Consider the following 17342-nt stretch of genomic DNA (forward strand, 5'->3'; position numbering starts at 1 on the left):
GCCTACAGCGCTTGCCCGCAGGCCACGCCCGAGGCCCACGCCCATTGGAAGTTGTAGCCGCCCAGCCACCCCGTGACGTCAACGGCCTCGCCGATGAAGTACAGGCCCGGCGCGGCCTTGGCCTGCATGGACTTCTGATCCAGGCCGCGCGTATCCACGCCGCCACGCATGACTTCGGCCTTCTTGTAGCCCGCCGTGCCGCTGGGCACGAGCGTCCACTGATGGATGTCCTGCGCCAGCCCGCGCAGCGTCTTGTCCGGCGCGTCGGCCAGGCGCAGCGCGGCCAGGCCCGGCTTTCCGCCCTGCTCGGCCAGCTGCAGCCAGCGGTCGGCCAGCCGCTTGGGCCATAGCCCGCCCAGCACGGTGTGCAACTGCTGGCGATTGCCGGACTTGGACGCCAGCAGTTCCTGCGCCAGGTCGCGGCCCGGCGCCAGGTCGATCACGATGGGCTCGCCCGGCTTCCAGTAGCTGGAGATTTGCAGGATCGCCGGCCCTGACAGCCCGCGATGCGTGAACAGCAGGTCTTCCAGGAATTCGCCGCGCGCCTTGCCCTGCCCGGTCTGCAGGTTCACTTCCAGCGCCACGCCAGACAGCTCAGACAGCGGCTGCCACTGCGCCGGGTCGAAGGTCAGCGGCACCAGCGCGGGGCGCGGCTCGACGACCTTCAGGCCGAACTGGCGGGCGATCTTCAGGCCGAAGTCGGTGGCGCCCAGTTGCGGAATCGCCATGCCGCCGGTCGCGATGACCAGCTTGGCGGCCCGGATGACGCCCTGGCTGGTGCGCAGTTCGAAACCTTCGGCCCCGTGCGCGACCTCGGCCACCGAACAGCCCATGCGCCATTGCACATTGCCCGCGTCGCACTCGGCGCGCAGCATGTCGATGATGTTTTCGCTGGAGTCATCGCAGAACAGCTGGCCGCGATGCTTCTCGTGCCAGGCGATGCGGTGGCGCTTCATGAGCGCCAGGAAGTCCTGCGGCGTGTAGGCCGACAGTGCCGACCGGCAGAAATGGGGATTGTCGGACAGAAAATTGGCGGGCCCGGCGCCGATGTTCGTGAAGTTGCAGCGCCCGCCGCCCGAGATGCGGATCTTCTCGGCCAGGCGCTGCGCGTGGTCGACCAGCACCACGCGCAGGCCGCGCTGGCCGGTGACCGCCGCGCACATCATTCCGGCGGCGCCCGCGCCAAGCACTGCAACATCGAACATCAAGATTTCCGGCCCGCCCGTGCTTACTCTTCGATCAGGCAATCAACGTAGTAACGCTTCTCGCCATCCGGACCCACTTCGTCGGCCAGGCCGTGGATGTAGGTTTCAAAGCCCGGGAAGCGTTCGTTGAACTCGCGCGCGAATTGCAGGTACTGCACGATGGTGCGGTTGAAGCGTTCGCCCGGGATCAGCAGCGGAATGCCCGGAGGATACGGCGTCAGCAGCACACCCGTGACGCGGCCTTCCAGCTTGTCGATGTCGACACGCTCGACTTCGCGGTGCGCCATGCGGGCAAAGGCGTCCGACGGCTTCAGCGCGGGCACCATGTCGCTCAGGTACATCTCGGTCGTCAGGCGGGCGACGTCGCGCTCGCGGTAGGCCTCGTGGATTTGCTGGCAGAGGTCGCGCAGGCCCATGCGCTCGTAGCGGCGATGGTCGCGGCAGAACTCCGGCAGGATGCGCCACAGCGGCTGATTGCGGTCGTAGTCGTCCTTGAACTGCTGCAGGGCGGTCAACAGCGTGTTCCAGCGGCCCTTGGTGATGCCGATGGTGAACAGGATGAAGAACGAGTACAGGCCGGTCTTCTCGACCACCACGCCGTGCTCGGTCAGGTACTTGGAGACCAGCGCGGCGGGAATGCCGGTTTCACCGAAGCTGCCCGACATGTCCAGCCCCGGCGTGATGACCGTGGCCTTGATGGGGTCCAGCATGTTGAAGCCTTCGGCCATTTCGCCGAAGCCGTGCCAGTGGTCGTTGGCCTCGAGGATCCATTCGTCGCGATTGCCGATGCCTTCGGACACCAGGCGGTTCGGACCCCAGACCTTGAACCACCAGTCGTTCTTGCCGAACTCGGATTCCACCTTGCGCATGGCGCGGCGGAAGTCCAGGGCTTCGCGGATGCTTTCCTCGACCAGCGCGGTGCCCCCCGGGGGCTCCATCATGGCCGCGGCCACGTCGCAGGACGCGATGATCGCGTACTGCGGCGACGTGGACGTGTGCATCAGATACGCCTCGTTGAAGACGTTGCGGTCGAGTTTGCGGGTCTCGGACTCTTGCACGATGATCTGCGAGGCCTGCGAAATGCCGGCCAGCAGCTTGTGCGTGGAGTGCGTGGCAAACACCATGGCGTCCTGGCTGCGCGGGCGGTCCTGGCCGATTGCGTGCATGTCCTGGTAGAACTCGTGGAACGACGCGTGCGGCAGCCAGGCTTCGTCAAAGTGCAGCGTGTCGACATAGCTGCCGAGCTGCTGCTTGATCATTTCGACGTTGTAGATGACGCCGTCGTACGTGCTCTGCGTCAGCGTCAGGATGCGCGGATTCTTGTTCACTGCTTCGCGCGCGAAGGGGTTGGCTTCGATCTTCTTGCGGATGTTGTCCGGGTGGAACTCTTCCAGCGGAATCGGACCGATGATGCCCAGGTGGTTGCGCGTGGGGCGCAGGAACACGGGAATCGCGCCCGTCATCGTGATGGCGTGCAGGATCGACTTGTGACAGTTGCGGTCCACCACCACGACGTCGCCGGCGGCGACGTTGGCGTGCCACACGACCTTGTTCGAGGTCGACGTGCCGTTGGTCACGAAAAAGCAATGGTCCGCGTGGAAGATGCGCGCGGCGTTCAGTTCGGATTCGGCGACCGGGCCGGTGTGGTCCAGCAGCTGGCCCAGTTCGTCCACGGCGTTGCAGACGTCGGCGCGCAGCATGTTTTCACCGAAGAACTGGTGGAACATCCGGCCGACCGGGCTTTTCAGGAACGCCACGCCGCCCGAGTGTCCCGGGCAGTGCCACGAATACGAACCGTCCTGCGCGTACTTCACCAGCTCGCGGAAGAACGGCGGCGGCAGGCTGTCGACGTAGCTGCGGGCCTCGCGGATGATGTGGCGCGCCACGAACTCCGGCGTGTCCTCGAACATGTGGATGAAGCCGTGCAGCTCGCGCAGGATGTCGTTCGGAATGTGTTCCGACGTGCGCGTTTCGCCGTACAGGTAGATCGGGATGTCCGCGTTGCGGAAGCGCAGCTCGCCGATGAAGGCGCGCAGGTTCTTGATCGCGCCGGCCACGTCCTCGGGCGAGTCCACGTCGAACTCTTCATCGTCGATCGACAGGATGAAGGCGCTGGCGCGGCTTTGCTGCTGCGCGAACGAGCTCAGGTCGCCGTAACTGGTTACCCCGATCACCTCGACGCCCTCGGCCTCGATTGCTGCGGACAAGGCACGGATACCCAAACCGGACGCGTTCTCGGAACGGTAGTCCTCGTCGATGATGAAGATGGGGAAGCGGAATTTCATGCAGGCGCTCCTGGGGGCATGGCGGATCGGACGCGTATCGCGGCGCGAATGTACTGCGAGTAAAAAACCGTCTGATGACAGACGGCACGAGCACCCGCCGGCCGGCGGGAATTGCGGAATTGTAGGGCTGTTTTTCGTACAGCCCTAAGGGAAATCCCCAGAAGCGTCAGATCGGCCTAGCGGATGGTCTGGGCTTCGCCCGTCTGCAGGGCTGTCATGAAGAGGTCAAAGTAGGCGGGGATGGCCTCGGCGGCCCCGTAGCGGATGCGCCGTTCGACCTTGGCGATCGCGCCAAAACACACTTCCGACCCGGGTTCTCCGCAGACGAGGACCACGGGGTCTTCGTCGTCGCAGACCTCGTACAGGCCGCCGTGCGCGCGCCGGCCCACTTCATAGAGATAGGCGGCAGCACCGACGGTTTGCATGGGGGTCAGAGGCAGCGTGCCCAGATGGGCGGCCTCCAGTGCATCATCAAGCGCATGGACGCTGGACGGGGAGTAGTCCAGTACGGCGCCGGTTGAACCGGCCGCCTCCACGAAGTCCTGCGCGGCACCCGCGACACGAGCCACGAATTCTTCCTGTACTTCGTGGCGCGTCGCATCCTGGTTTGTCTTGAGGAAACCGAACATCAGTGGCTCCTTGTTGAAAACCGCAAGCGGCGTTGGGGCCATTATAGGCAAGGCCATCCCCCTATACTCCTCAAACGTTACCTAATCCCAACACTCTCAAAGCCGCCATGAACGAGCCTGTCGTCCGACGACTGATCGCTGCCGACGCCGCGCCCCTGCGGCAATTGCGCTTGAACGCGCTGGTGGAAACGCCGGAGTCCTTCGGATCGAGTTACGAAGAGGAACACACGCTGACATTGGCGGACATCCGAGAATGGATTTCGCCGGCTAACGACGGCGCGATGTATGGCGTGTTTTTGGGCGACGCGCTGGCCGGCATCGTGGGCGTGGGGCGCCAGCGCAAACTGAAGGTGCGGCACAAGGCTCACATCTGGAGCATGTATGTGGCGCCCGCCGAGCGCGGCCGGGGCTTGGGCCGGCTGCTGATGCGCGCGGCGATCGACCACGCGCGGACGATGCGAGGGATCCGGCAGGTGCAGTTGAGCGTAACCGCCAACAACGTCGCGGCGTCGGCGCTTTACGCCAGCCTGGGATTCACCGTGTATGGCCACGAGCGCGAGGCGCTGCTCGTCAACGGCAAGCTGTACGACGAAGCGCTGATGGCGATGACGCTGCCCGACCGGTAGGCCCTGGCGTCAGGCAGCGCCCGCGCGGCGGCGCGCGCCAAAAGCCCACACCTGATTGCGTCCGCCGTCCTTGGCCTTGTAGAGCGCCTGGTCGGCCGCCTTGATGACGGCGTCCGGAGCGCGCAGGGCATCGCTGCGTTCGGCCACGCCAATGCTGACCGTCACGCGCAGGGGCCGGGCGCCACGCGCGCCCCGTCCGCCACGGCGGCGCTGGCCGATCTGGTCCGCCTTGGGCCGGGCCGGTTTGTCGCGCAAGCGCATCTGGTAGGCCTCGATCGCGCGCCGCACCGTTTCCAGGTGCGGCATGGCCTCGGCCGCGGTCTTGCCCGGAAACACCAGCGTGAATTCCTCGCCGCCATAGCGGTAGGCCTGGCCGCCGCCCGGCACGCGCCGCAACTGCGAGGCGACCATGCGCAGCACCTGGTCGCCCACGTCATGGCCGTGCGTGTCGTTGAATGCCTTGAAATGGTCCACGTCGGCCATCGCCAGCGTATAGACGCGGCCCATGCGCTGCAGCCGTTCGTTCAGCGCGCGGCGGCCGGGCAGACCCGTGAGCTCGTCACGGAATGCCATGTGAAAGCCTTCATGCGCCAACGAGATGCACAGGGCCGTCAGCGCCGCGGCGGACATCAGCGCCAATTCAAGCGGATGCGCCGCGCCGCGCGGCAGCGCCCACGCCATGCACACAAAGCCCAGCCACTGGCCCGCCTGCTGCGGGCGTCCGTAGCGCAACAGCAGTAGCGTCAACGTCAGGCCCGTGCCCAGCAGCGCGATCAGCGCCTCGGCCGCCACGCCCAGGCGCGCCAGCATGCCCTGCAGCGCGATGGTGCTGAAGATGTCGCCCACGCCGTCCTTGCCGACTAGCGCGATCACCGCCACGCCCGCAGCCATCAAGCCGATGCGCAGCACCACGTCGATCAGCATGCTGGATCGTTCGGACCACAAGGCATTGATGGTGTACACGAGCGACCACCAGGCCAGCACGGGGCCCATGGCCCATGGCACCTCACGCGCCAGCGTCGGCCACGCCGCCGTGACGGCCAGCACGCACAGCATCAGCGCCATCGTTTGCGAGCGTTGATACATCAGGCAGATGGCCGATCCAATCAGCGCCATCACCCACGGCACAAACGGCACGATCAGGCTGAGCGCGGGCGGCCATTCCCGCCAGAACAGCAGCCCGACCGCGGCGGCCACCGGCAACGCGGGATAGAACAACAGGGGCAGCCAGGGAATATGGGGGTAACGCACGGATTGGGCCTTGCTAACGCTTGCAGAAATGACGTCGCCAAATCGGCAAACACATGTAATCTTTTTACGGACGCGGCATGAGGTTCTTTAGCGCAGGCCGCATAACAACGGGGTTCGCCCCTCTGCCCGCTGGCGCTCCACCACCAAAATGCCCCCATGAGAATCCTGGTCAATATCGATGTCCCCGATCTCGAACACGCTATCGGTTTCTACCAGTCGGCCTTTGGTCTGACGCTGAACCGCCGCCTGGGTTCGACAGGGGCCGAACTGCTGGGCGCCGACGCCCCCATCTATCTGCTCGAAAAGGCGTCCGGCACCCCGGCTGCTGGCGCCGTGCGCCAGCCCCGCGACTACGCGCGGCATTGGACCCCGGTGCATCTGGACGTGGTGGTGGACGACGTGGACCAGGCGGTGGCCAGGGCGGTCGCCGCCGGCGCGCGTCTGGAGGACCCGCCCGCCACGCACGACTGGGGCCGCATTGCGCACCTGGCCGATCCGTACGGGCACGGCATCTGCATCCTGCAGTTTCTTGGCCGGGGTTATGACGAGCTGGCGCCTGGAACTGCCCGTGGAGCCGCTGCTGAAACGGCCAGCGATATCGCCAAAGAGGCCGCCAGCGACGCTTCCAAAGATGCTGCACCGCTGCGTTTCACGCCCGCCGCCGAGTCCGATTTCGAAGCGCTTTTGGCGCTGCGGATCGCCGCCATGCGCGACAGCCTGGAACGGCTGGGCCGCTTTGACCCGGACCGGGCGCGCGAGCGGCTGCGCGGCACCTTCCGTCCCGAGTGCACCTGGCATATCGAAGCAGACGGCGAGCGCGTCGGGTTCTATTGCTTGCGGCCGGACGGCGACGGGTTGCGGCTGGATCATCTGTACGTGCATCCCTCTGCGCAGGGGCGAGGCTTGGGCGGCCAGGTGCTGCGCCGGATCTTGCGGGACGCAGACCGCCGCCGCGCGAAGGTGACATTGAGCGCGTTGCGCGGCAGCGATTCGAACCGCTTCTATCGCCGGCACGGCTTTGTGCCGACCGGCGAAGGCGAGTGGGATATTGACTACGTGCGCGACTACGTGCCCGTCGACCTGCACGACGACCCACGTCCAGCGCAAGCCGGCTGAGGAATCAGGTGCGCGGCAGCGTGACGCCGCGTTGGCCCTGGTACTTGCCGCCACGGTCGCGGTACGAGGTCTCGCAGACCTCGTCACTTTCCAGGAACAGCATCTGCGCGCAGCCTTCGCCGGCGTAGATCTTGGCGGGCAGCGGCGTGGTGTTGGAGAATTCCAGCGTGACGTGGCCTTCCCATTCGGGTTCCAGCGGAGTCACGTTGACGATGATGCCGCAGCGCGCGTACGTGCTCTTGCCCAGGCAGACCGTCAGCACGCTGCGCGGGATGCGGAAGTATTCGACCGTGCGCGCCAGGGCGAAGGAATTCGGCGGAATGATGCAGACGTCGCCCTTGAAATCCACGAACGAGCCTTCGTCGAAGTTCTTGGGATCGACGATCGTCGAATTGATGTTGGTGAAGATCTTGAATTCGTCGGCGCAACGCACGTCGTAGCCGTAGCTGCTGGTGCCGTAGCTGACGATGCGCCCGCCATTGGCCGTACGGACCTGCCCCGGTTCGAAGGGTTCGATCATGCCGGCTTCGGCCTGGCGGCGGATCCAGCGGTCGCTTTTGATGCTCATGGTGGGTGTGGTGCTAGGGATTTGAATGGGAGTCATTTTATCCCGAGCGCGCCGGACCCGCCCCCCGGCCCGGCGAGACACACTTGTCCCGCCTCAAGCCGGGCGCCGGCTCAATTGCCAAAGAGGGTGCGGTACACCAGCGAGATCCCGTTGACCGACCCGCCCTTCAAATCCAGGGACAGACCACGGGCCAGCCGGTAACTGGCGCGGCCAACGGTATCGCTGCCGGAGAGCGCCTGCTCGACGCTCAGCGTGATGCCATTGGCGAAGTTCTTGCTGGCCACCAGGAACTGCGTGGACAGGTCGCTGCCGATATCACGGTTGACGTTACCGGCCACCGTGCGGTCAGGCAGGATGCTGCCCGAGCTGCCCATGTTGCCGGTGCGCACCGCCACATCGTCCAGGCCGAACTGCTTGTAGAACGGCTGCCCGCCGCCCAGCAGCGCGGTGCCGATCGACACGAGCAGGGCCGCGTCGCCGCCGCTTTCGTCCGGCCCGCGGCCCAGCAGCAGCCACGACAGCTTTTCGACGTCGCTGACTTCCGGATAGGACACCAGGTCAATGCGCGGACGCTGGGCCGTGCCCACCACCCGCACGCCGGCCTCGACCAGTTCGCCCGTGCGCAGCGCCTCGATGTCCAGGATGGGATTGTCCAGCCGGCCCTGGAAGGTCAGGGTCCCGCGGCTCAGGCGCAGCCGCTGGCCATAGGCCTCGATGCCGCCGCCGCGCGTGCGCAACTGGCCCCAGCCCGTCAGCCGGCCGTCGTTCAGGCGGATCTGGATGGCGCCGAGCAGGCCCGCGTCCAGCCCCATGCCCGTAATGTAGAAGCGCGGTCCCATGTCGAATCTCAGGTCCATGCTGGTCTGCAGCGGCGTCGAGACCTTGTCGGGATCGTCGCCCGCGCGGATCACGCGCACGTCGTCATCCAGCGTCGGCACGCCCTGCAGGATCTCCAGGCTGAACCAGCCGGCGTCGGCGCTCAGGTTGCCCACGATTTCCAGGCGCGGCATGGCTGCCCGCACCTCGACCGTGCCGGACACCATGGCGTAGCGGTCCGAGCGCTGCAGGGCGGGAAAGCGGAACAGCGTCAGCTTGATCGCGCCGCCGCCGTCCACGATGTTCCAGTCGCCCTTGGCTTCGGCGAAACCGCCCTTGGCGCCCGCGTTGGTCGTGATCCATTCCTTGGTGCGCCATTCGGCGGGCATGACGCGCAGCGACGCCGGAAAGCGAAGGCTGTCCAGAATCAGCCGCTGGCCGTCCAGGCGGGCGGACAGCGTGCCGTCGATCAGCCGCACGCCATCGTCGATGCGCACCAGCCGCAGTTTGTCGCCCTGGATCGCGCCGGTGGCGCCCCATTGGCCGGCGAGCGTGCCCTGCACGTCGATATTGGCCTTGAGCGTGCCGCCCACTTCCATAGCGTCGCCCACGAACAGGCCGACCCACGCCAGGTCGGCGATGTCCGCATTGAGGCGCGCCCGAAGCGGCTGACGCGAATCCAGCGACATGCCGCCTTGTGCGTCGACCAGCAAGACCGCCGTGCCGGTGCCGTTGATCGACCCCATCTTTTCCGTCGCCAGATCCAGGCGGGCGTCCAGCCGGCTGGCGTTGGCCGACGTGGGCGTGGCGGTCACGTCGACGACCAGCGCCTTCACGCCCAGCGGGACCGGCGGATCGCCCGGAATCAGCAGGTCGCCCGCCCGGCGCGCGATCCGGGCCCGGCCGGCCAGGCGTCCATCGAATTTCAAGTCCCACAGCAGGTCCAGCGCGATGCGGCGCTGGCCGTCCGGCACCATCGCGTTCACGCGGCCGGCGTTGCGGCCCAGCTTGGCCGCGGCTTCCGGATCGAACGCGCCGACCACCTGGCGCGCCACGGCGGCCGTGATGACCAGATTGTCCGACTGCCCAGCGGTTTCCCAGCGCTTGCCGCCGCCGCGCGAGCCCTGGTGCGCCACGGAAAGGCGCTCCTTGCCCGGCAGGATCAGGCTCACGGCGGTCTGGCCGACTTGCCATTGCCATTGCGGCGCAACCGCAGAAGGCAGGAAGGACAGCGTGACCGGGCGATCCAGGGAGACGGCAAATCCGGCTGTGTCAGCGCTCAGCCGCGAGAACGTGCCGCGCCAGCCCACCAGCGTCGCGTCCGGCTGGCCCGCAGGTCCCCTCCCCCACCCGCCGTTGAAGGTCAGATTGGCCTGCGCGCGGGACTGCCCGATGATCCCCGGCCGGGGCCGGGGCGGCGTGTAACTACCGGAGATCTCGCCGCGATGCGCGGCCACCGTGCCGTCGATGCGGGCTTTCACGTCGGCGCCGCCGGGCACGTCGGGCCAAAAGGCATCCAGTTGCGGCGCCTGGGCATCGAGGGTGATGGCGCCGCTCGCGGCGCCCAGTTCGCCCGTCGCGCGAACGCGGTTGCGGCCCAACCGCAGGTCCACGTCCAGGCCGTGGATGCGCAGGCCGGCAAGCGGGTCCGCCATTGGGTCAGCCGCAGCCGTCCCGGCCGGCGCCGCGGCACCGGCTGCCGCAGCACCGGCTGCCGCAGCATCGGCTGCCGCAGCACCGGCTGCCGCAGCCACATCCACCTGCGCCTTCAGATTCCCGCTCAGCGGCTGGCGGTTCCAGCGGCTGCCCTCTTCAAAGCGCAGGTTGACGGCGGCATGCCGCAGCGCGCTCAGGTTTTCGATATCGGCCTGCACGTCGGCGCGCACGGTCAGCAGTGCTGGCGGAATGGCGTTGCCCGTCCAGGGCGCCAGGTCCAGGCGCTGCGCGTCCAGCGAGCCGACGATGCGGTCGCGGCCGGGTGCGTCGCCTGGCTGCAGGTCGAACTGCGCGGCCAGCGTGGACTTGTCCGGCAACTGTGCGCGCGCCCGGGCGCTGCGCAGCACCAGCGCCGTGCGCGGCGCCAGATCGGCCACCACGTCGAGCACGAGATTGGATCCGGTGCCGTCAATCTTGGCCTGGATGCCGTCAAGCGATCCCGCGGCGTCGGCGTGCAGCACGACCAGGCACGCGGGCACGGGCGGCCCCATCGGCGCGGCCGCGCTGGGGGCAGGCTCTGCCTTGCCCTTGGAGGCCACCGCGGCGTCGGCGCGGCCCTTGGCCGCCTCCGCTGGCTTGGAGGTATTTGCGCCCTTGCCGGCGGCTTCGATCTTGCGCCGGTCGGCGCGATTGGCCGCTTCCTGTGCCTTGGACGCAGCGGGTTGCTTGGCCGATTCTTCAGCCTTGTCCTTGACGGGCGCCTGCCCCGCCACTGGACCGAACACGCCGCTCAGCCGGTCGGCCTGGCAAAGCGGGGAATCTGGCCCCGCGCCCCGCGCCGTCACGTCCAGACGCGCCGCGAAGGGCCAGGGGTCGGCCAGCCCCTGCAGATCGGCCTGGCCGGTCACGTCGGCCTCGCCCACCGCGTGCCCGACGCGCAGGCTGGCGATGCGCAGTTGCGCGCCCTGCTGGCTGGCGGCAAAGGTGGCGTTCAGATCATTCAACGTGACGGGCAGAGGCTCGCCGTCCTGGGTGAACTGGAAGTCGCCCAGCGCCAGCCGGTCCACGGCGATGGTCACCGGCAGCTCGGGGAGCGTGAAGGGTTCGCTGCTTTCCTCGGCGGGCGGCGTCTCGGGCGAGGACGCCATGTCCACGCGGACCGCGCCGGCCGACAGGTTGCGCACGTGCAGCAGCCGATCGCCGAGGGCGCTCCAGCGCACGGACAGGTCCAGGTCGTGGATGTCGACGTGCGTGCCGCCGGCCGTCAACTCCAGCCGCCCCACGGTCACGCCGCGCAGCAGCGAGCCGTTCACGTCCAGCGCCTGGCCCTCGAGCTGCTGCGCGGCGGTGGTCAGCAACAGGCGGGTGCCGCTCTGCGAGGCCACCAGCCAGAAGATGAAACCGGCCGCCAACGCGGCCAGCATGGCAAGCCCAGGCAGCCACCACACCAGCACATGGCGCAGGAATTTACGCACGAACTTCAAAACGCGATCCCCAGCGAGAAATGCAGGCGCAGGTCGCGTTCGCGCTGGCCGTAAGCCACGTCCAGGAACAGCGGCCCGGCGGGCGTGCGCACGCGCGCGCCGACACCGTAGCCCACGGACATCTTCATGTCGCCGAAGGATTCGGCGGCATCGCCCGCGTCCACGAATACGCCCATGCCCCAGCGCTCGTCAAAATAATGGTCGTACTCGATACTGCCCACGAGCAGCGTGGGCGCGCCCACCACGGCGTTGTCGCGGTGCACGCCGATACTTTGGTAGCGATAGCCGCGGATCGACCGCGCGCCGCCCGTCCGGAAGCCGAAGTCGTCCGGGACCTGCACGTCACCGTTGGACCAGACGCGGCCGACCTCGCCACGGATCGTCAGCACGTCCCACTTGCCGACCGGCCACCATTTCTGGCCGCGCAGCCGCAGACGCGTGTAGGGCTCGCCGGTGTCCAGCGTCACGCCGACACCGCCGCCCACCGAAATCAGGTTGCCCTCGCGCGGATCGTATTTGTTGTCCACGTCGCGCCGCAGCCATTCGGCCGTGGTGGTAATGGTGGGCAGCGTGTAGCTGTCGCCGCCGTCGATCTTGACGTGGTCTTGCGCCAGCAGCACGCCATAGCGCGTTTCGTATTCGACGCGGCTGTCGCCCGCGCCCTTGCGCTCTTGCGTGCGCGTGGCGCCCAGCGCGTAGCGGGTCACTTCCAGCCCCTGGATGTCGGAGCGATCCGCCAGGATCCCGACGGAATCGCGGTAGCCGCGCTCGGAGGGAGGTAGAAGGATGTCCATGAAGGCACGCTGACGCAGCCGGTCCACGCCGAAGCCGGTTTCCATGGTGACCGGCTGGCCGAACACCACGTTCTGGCGATACACGGATTCCACCCGCACGCCGGCCTCGTCGTCCACGCCGATCGACGCGGAAAACCGCTTGGGCGGCGCCTCGACCACGCGCACCTGCACCGGCAGCGTGATCTCGCCGTCCGAATCGAACTGCGCCGGCGGCGGGGGCATGCCGCCCGACACGGTGGGATCGCCCGCTGACGCCGCTGCCGCGGCGTCCTCGGATCCGGGTCCGCGGGCGCGGTCAGAAATGGGATCGGTGGGCTGATCGTTCGCGCTGGGCGGCTCCTGCAGCGAAACGAACGCACCACGGAAAAATGCGGTCGATTGCAGGTCCTGCTGCCACTGGTCCAGCCGGTTCTGGTCGAACGCGGCGCCCACGTTGTAGCGCACGTAGCGGTCGATCAAGGTTTCCGGCACGCGCTTCAAACCCTGCGTGTTGAGCTCGCCCATGCGCACCTGCGGTCCGCTGTCGATGGTGACGTGCAGATGCGCGGCCGCGTTGTCGGCGTCGATGTCCGCGCGCGAGGACGTCATGCGCGCCAGCAGAAAATCGCGCGTGGAGACGTCGTCCAGCAGCGTGGCCTTGGCGCGGTTCCAGTCGCTGTTGATGAAGGGCTGCCCCTTTCTCAGGCTCCAGTCGTCGCGCAGCCTCTGCACACGCTGCGCGTACTCCGGGCGCGTGATGCGGCCCGAGAATTCCAGGTTCACGGTTTCGACGGTAGTACGCTTGCCCGGCACGATCGCGATGTCCCAGGTTTCCCCGCCGATATCGGTGCCGGCCTCGAGCGTGACCTTGGGTGAGAAATACCCCTGCGTGGCCAACGCCGCCAGCGTCGCGTCGCGCGCGCGCCGACGCAGGCGGTTGATTTCACCGCCGTCCTGGTCTTCGGCCAGACGCGCGATCGCATCGACCGCCTGGGTGATCGCCTGGAGCGCGGCCGGGGGCACGCCCCCGGGGTCGACAATGACCTCCGGGCGCTTGGCCAACGCCTCGCCCGCCATCATGCAAAGTCCTGCCAATAAGGCTCGGGCAGCCCACCGCATGCGTCAGGTCGGTTGTTGAACGACGATGGAGGGAAACTTTCCGGCCATGTCGCGCGGAAGCGCCGCAACGCCCGCGGCCAGCTTTCGAGCGATCGCGCGGTACAGCGACGCGGCTTCGCTGCCCGCGTCCGACACGACCGTCGGCGTGCCGGCGTCGGTCTGCTCGCGAATCGCAAGGGTCAGCGGCAGGCTGCCCAGCCACGGCGTCTGGTATTGCTCGGCCATGCGCTGGCCGCCGCCTTCACCGAAGATGTGCTCGGCGTGACCGCACTGCGAGCAGATGTGGATGGCCATGTTCTCGACCACGCCCAGAATCGGCACGTCCACCTTCTGGAACATTCGCAGGCCTTTGCGCGCATCCAGCAGCGCCACGTCCTGCGGCGTGGTCACGATGACCGCACCGACGACCGGCACCTTCTGCGCCAGCGTCAGCGCCACGTCGCCCGTGCCGGGCGGCATGTCGACGATCAGGTAATCCAGATCGCGCCAATTGGTCTGGCGCAGCAATTGTTCCAGCGCCTGCGTCACCATCGGGCCGCGCCAGATGGCGGGCGAATCGGCGTCGATCAGAAAGCCGATGGAATTGGCCTGCAGGCCGTGGCCGGTCAGCGGCTCCATGCTTTTGTTGTCCCGGCTTTCGGGACGGCCGGAGATGCCCAGCATGGTCGGCACGCTGGGGCCGTAGATGTCGGCGTCCAGCAGGCCGACCGTTGCGCCTTCGGCGGCCAGCGCCAGGGCCAGGTTCACGGCGGTAGTGCTCTTGCCCACGCCGCCCTTGCCGGAAGCGACCGCAATAATGTTGCGCACGTTGGGCAGCGGCTTCAGGCCTTTCTGCACCGCGTGCGCGGCAACCTTCCAGGTGACGGTGACTTGCGCATCGGGCGCGCCGGCTTGCGCAAGCGCGCGTACGGCGATGTCGCGGATCTGCTCGCGGACGGCGTCGGCGGGATAGCCCAGCTCCAGCGTCAACGCGACGCGGCCGCCGGCCAGTTGAATGTCACGATCTTTTACAGAAACACCCAAATCCAAACCGGTATTCGGGTCTTGCGCGGCGCGCAGTGCGGCGCGGATGTTTTCTATCGTTATACTCATGTCACTATGGTTCCGTAGGCAGCGCGGCGTCTGCGGGCCGCCATCCCCTAAAGGATAGCGGATACACGGGAACCTTTCGCTGCGTTTTGCATCCGACATTCATGACCAACACACTTATCCGCTTCTTTCGTGCCGTCCTATTCGCCGCCCTGGCCTTGATCGGCATGGCGATGGCGCTGGTGTTCATGCTTTCCACGGCATTCGCCGTGGCGATCCTTTATGTGGTCGCCAAGGTCCGCGGCAAGCCCTTCGGCGTTCGCGCCTATTGGAGCCAGCGCCAAGGCGCCCGCCCTGGACCCTTCCAGTCCGCCACTGCCCCGTTCGCCACGCAACCGCGTGGCGACGTGATTGACGTCGAGGCCCGCGAAATCCGCTGACGGCGGCTTTCAACGTGGCTTGCGCGTAAATCCCGCGCAAGCCGGCCGATGCGTGTTGCGCTGAAATCGCACCAAACGCCCCGGCCACTCCCCTCTCAACCCGCCTGATTCGCATCAATGCGATGGGCGGGTTGTGCGCTTTCCGGCGCCACGTCAGGGGCAGGCGCTCGCGCTTGCCCTAAAATGGCCGCCAACTCTCCTTTTCCCCTCAACCTCAGTCGACAACCATGTCTCGCACCCTCTTTGTCACCACTGCGCTGCCCTACGCCAACGGATCCTTCCACATCGGCCACATCATGGAGTACATCCAGGCCGATATCTGGGTTCGTTCGATGCGAATGGCGGGCCACACGGTGCACTTTGTGGGCGCCGACGACGCGCACGGCGCGCCGATCATGCTGAAGGCCGAAAAGGAAGGCATCACGCCGCAGGCGCTGGTTGCGCGCTACGCGGCCGAGCGACCGCAATACCTGAACGGCTTTCACATCCGTTTCGACCACTGGCATTCCACCGATTCGGCGGAAAACGTCGCGCTGTCGCAGGACATCTACCGCGCGCTGAAGGCGCAGGACCTGATCGAAACGCGCTCCATCGAGCAGTTCTACGATCCGGTCAAGGGCATGTTCCTGGCCGACCGCTACATCAAGGGCGAGTGCCCCAAGTGCCATGCCAAGGACCAGTACGGCGATTCCTGCGAGGTTTGCGGCGCCGTCTACGCGCCCACCGAGCTGATCAATCCGTACTCCGCGCTGACGGGCGCGACGCCCGTCTTGAAGTCGTCCGACCACTTCTTCTTCAAGCTGTCCGACCCGCGCTGCGTGGAATTCCTGCAGCAGTGGACCACGGGTTCCAACAAGGCAGGCGTCAAGCACCTGCAACCCGAAATGCTTGCCAAGACGCGCGAGTGGCTGGGCGGCGAAGACGGCGAGGCCAAGCTGGGCGACTGGGACATCTCCCGCGACGCGCCGTATTTCGGCATCGAGATCCCGGACGCCCCGGGCAAGTATTTCTACGTCTGGCTGGACGCGCCGGTCGGCTACCTGGCCTCGCTCAAGTCGTATTGCGAGGTCAAAGGCATGGACTTCGACGCCCTGCTCGACCCCAACGGCGACACGGAACAGGTCCACTTCATCGGCAAGGACATCGTTTACTTCCACGCCCTGTTCTGGCCCGCCATGCTGAAATTCGCCGGCCGCAAGACGCCGGACGCGGTCAACGTGCACGGCTTCATCACCGTCAGCGGCGAAAAGATGTCCAAGAGCCGCGGCACCGGCATTTCGCCGCTGCGCTACCTGGAACTCGGCATGAATGCCGAATGGATGCGCTACTACATCGCCGCCAAGCTGAACGCGCGCGTCGAAGACATGGACTTCAACCCCGAGGACTTCATTGCCCGCGTGAACAGCGACCTGGTCGGCAAGTACGTCAACATCGCCAGCCGCGCCGCCAGCTTCATCACCAAGCACTTCGACGGCGTCCTCGGCTATTCGGGCGACACCAGCGCGTTGTCCGCGGAATACGCCGAGCAGGCCGAGTCCATCCGCGCCGCGTTCGAGGCCCGCGAGTACAACCGCGCCATCCGCGAGATCATGGCTTACGCCGACCGCATCAACCAGGCGTTCGACACCGCGCAGCCGTGGGTGCTGGCCAAGGGCATCGCCACCGCCGACGACGCGCAGAAAGCCGCGCTGCAGGACATCTGCTCGCGCTCGCTGGCTGGCTTCAAGGCCCTGTCGGTGATGCTGGCGCCGGTGCTGCCCCAGCTCGCCGAACGCGTCGCCCTGGAATTGTTCGGCGCGCAGGCGCCCTTCACCTGGGCCGACGCCTCGGTCCTGCCGCAGCGCGTGGCGCCGTTCAAGCACCTGATGCAGCGCGTGGAACCGCAGATGCTGGAAGACCTGTTCGAGCCGCCCGCCGCGCCCGTCGTGGTGCCCGGCGGCGAGCCGCTGGCCGAGACCATCTCCATCGACGACTTCGCGCGCGTCGACCTGCGCATCGCGCAGATCGTCAACTGCGAGCACGTCGAAGGCTCGACCAAGCTGCTGCGCCTGACGCTGGACGTGGGCGAAGGCCGCCACCGCAACGTGTTCTCGGGCATCAAGTCGGCCTACAAGCCGGAAGACCTGGTCGGCAAGCTGACCGTCATGGTCGCCAACCTGGCGCCGCGCAAGATGAAGTTCGGCGTGTCCGAAGGCATGGTGCTGGCCGCCAGCCATGCGGACGAAGCCGTCGACGCCGGCATCTACGTGCTGGAGCCGTTCCCCGGCGCCAAGCCCGGCATGCGCGTACGCTGATCCGCGTCGTTGCCAATGCAAAGCGCCCGCGAATGCGGGCGCTTTTTTTGT

General features: G+C 67.1%; 11 protein-coding genes and 1 pseudogene. 4 read left to right on the plus strand and 8 right to left on the minus strand.

Annotated features, from left to right (window positions below; translation table 11 throughout):
• Positions 1–2 precede the first annotated feature (2 nt).
• The 3 genes from ASD71_RS01730 to ASD71_RS01740 all read right to left on the minus strand — a co-directional run bounded on the left by ASD71_RS01730 (position 3) and on the right by ASD71_RS01740 (position 4119).
• Positions 3–1205: an NAD(P)/FAD-dependent oxidoreductase gene (locus ASD71_RS01730; RefSeq protein WP_056559070.1), complete on the minus strand. Its 1203-nt coding sequence runs from the start codon at positions 1203–1205 to the stop codon at positions 3–5.
• A 23-nt stretch (positions 1206–1228) separates the two neighbouring features.
• Positions 1229–3490, minus strand: a complete 2262-nt coding sequence (locus tag ASD71_RS01735; protein WP_056559073.1) for an arginine/lysine/ornithine decarboxylase — start codon at positions 3488–3490, stop codon at positions 1229–1231.
• 176 nt (positions 3491–3666) lie between these two features.
• Entirely contained in the window at positions 3667–4119 is a 453-nt protein-coding gene (locus ASD71_RS01740) for a hypothetical protein (protein ID WP_056566280.1), read from the minus strand.
• Between the two features lie 107 nt (positions 4120–4226).
• On the opposite strand from ASD71_RS01740, the gene ASD71_RS01745 reads away from it, so the two are divergent.
• Positions 4227–4745 carry a GNAT family N-acetyltransferase gene (locus tag ASD71_RS01745; RefSeq protein WP_056559076.1) on the plus strand — a complete coding sequence of 173 codons (519 nt, stop codon included), beginning with the start codon at positions 4227–4229 and terminating at the stop codon, positions 4743–4745.
• 9 nt (positions 4746–4754) lie between these two features.
• On the opposite strand, the gene ASD71_RS01750 is transcribed toward ASD71_RS01745, so the two are convergent.
• Positions 4755–5996 (minus strand): diguanylate cyclase, encoded by a 1242-nt coding sequence (locus tag ASD71_RS01750; protein ID WP_056559079.1) that lies wholly within the window; start codon positions 5994–5996, stop codon positions 4755–4757.
• 156 nt (positions 5997–6152) lie between these two features.
• Between ASD71_RS01750 and ASD71_RS01755 the strand changes: the two genes are divergently transcribed.
• On the plus strand, positions 6153–7112 hold the full coding sequence (locus ASD71_RS01755) for a GNAT family N-acetyltransferase (RefSeq protein ID WP_056559081.1): 960 nt from the start codon (positions 6153–6155) through the stop codon (positions 7110–7112).
• Positions 7113–7116: 4 nt separating this feature from the next.
• Here ASD71_RS01755 and dcd read toward each other — a convergent pair whose 3' ends face one another.
• From dcd to apbC, 4 genes are all read right to left on the minus strand, one after another.
• Positions 7117–7680 (minus strand): dCTP deaminase, encoded by a 564-nt coding sequence (gene dcd / locus ASD71_RS01760; protein ID WP_008166733.1) that lies wholly within the window; start codon positions 7678–7680, stop codon positions 7117–7119.
• 110 nt (positions 7681–7790) lie between these two features.
• Positions 7791–11576, minus strand: a complete 3786-nt coding sequence (locus ASD71_RS01765) for a translocation/assembly module TamB domain-containing protein (protein WP_056566283.1) — start codon at positions 11574–11576, stop codon at positions 7791–7793.
• Positions 11577–11632: 56 nt separating this feature from the next.
• Positions 11633–13528, minus strand: a complete 1896-nt coding sequence (locus ASD71_RS01770; protein ID WP_056559083.1) for an autotransporter assembly complex family protein — start codon at positions 13526–13528, stop codon at positions 11633–11635.
• A 3-nt stretch (positions 13529–13531) separates the two neighbouring features.
• Complete coding sequence (gene apbC / locus ASD71_RS01775; protein WP_056559086.1) at positions 13532–14620, minus strand: iron-sulfur cluster carrier protein ApbC; 1089 nt, start codon at positions 14618–14620, stop codon at positions 13532–13534.
• A gap of 101 nt (positions 14621–14721) precedes the next feature.
• Here apbC and ASD71_RS01780 point away from each other — a divergent pair, with 101 nt between their 5' ends.
• Both ASD71_RS01780 and metG read left to right on the plus strand, forming a co-directional pair.
• The gene (locus ASD71_RS01780) at positions 14722–14997 is read left to right on the plus strand and encodes a hypothetical protein (RefSeq protein ID WP_056325207.1); all 276 of its coding nucleotides are present in this window, start codon (positions 14722–14724) and stop codon (positions 14995–14997) included.
• A 200-nt stretch (positions 14998–15197) separates the two neighbouring features.
• Positions 15198–17291, plus strand: a pseudogene (metG, locus tag ASD71_RS01785) (methionine--tRNA ligase); the annotation flags it as partial.
• Between the last annotated feature and the right edge of the window lie 51 nt (positions 17292–17342).

The sequence above is a fragment of the Achromobacter sp. Root565 genome (genome assembly GCF_001427425.1).
GTDB classification, from domain to species: Bacteria; Pseudomonadota; Gammaproteobacteria; order Burkholderiales; family Burkholderiaceae_B; genus Achromobacter; species Achromobacter spanius_D.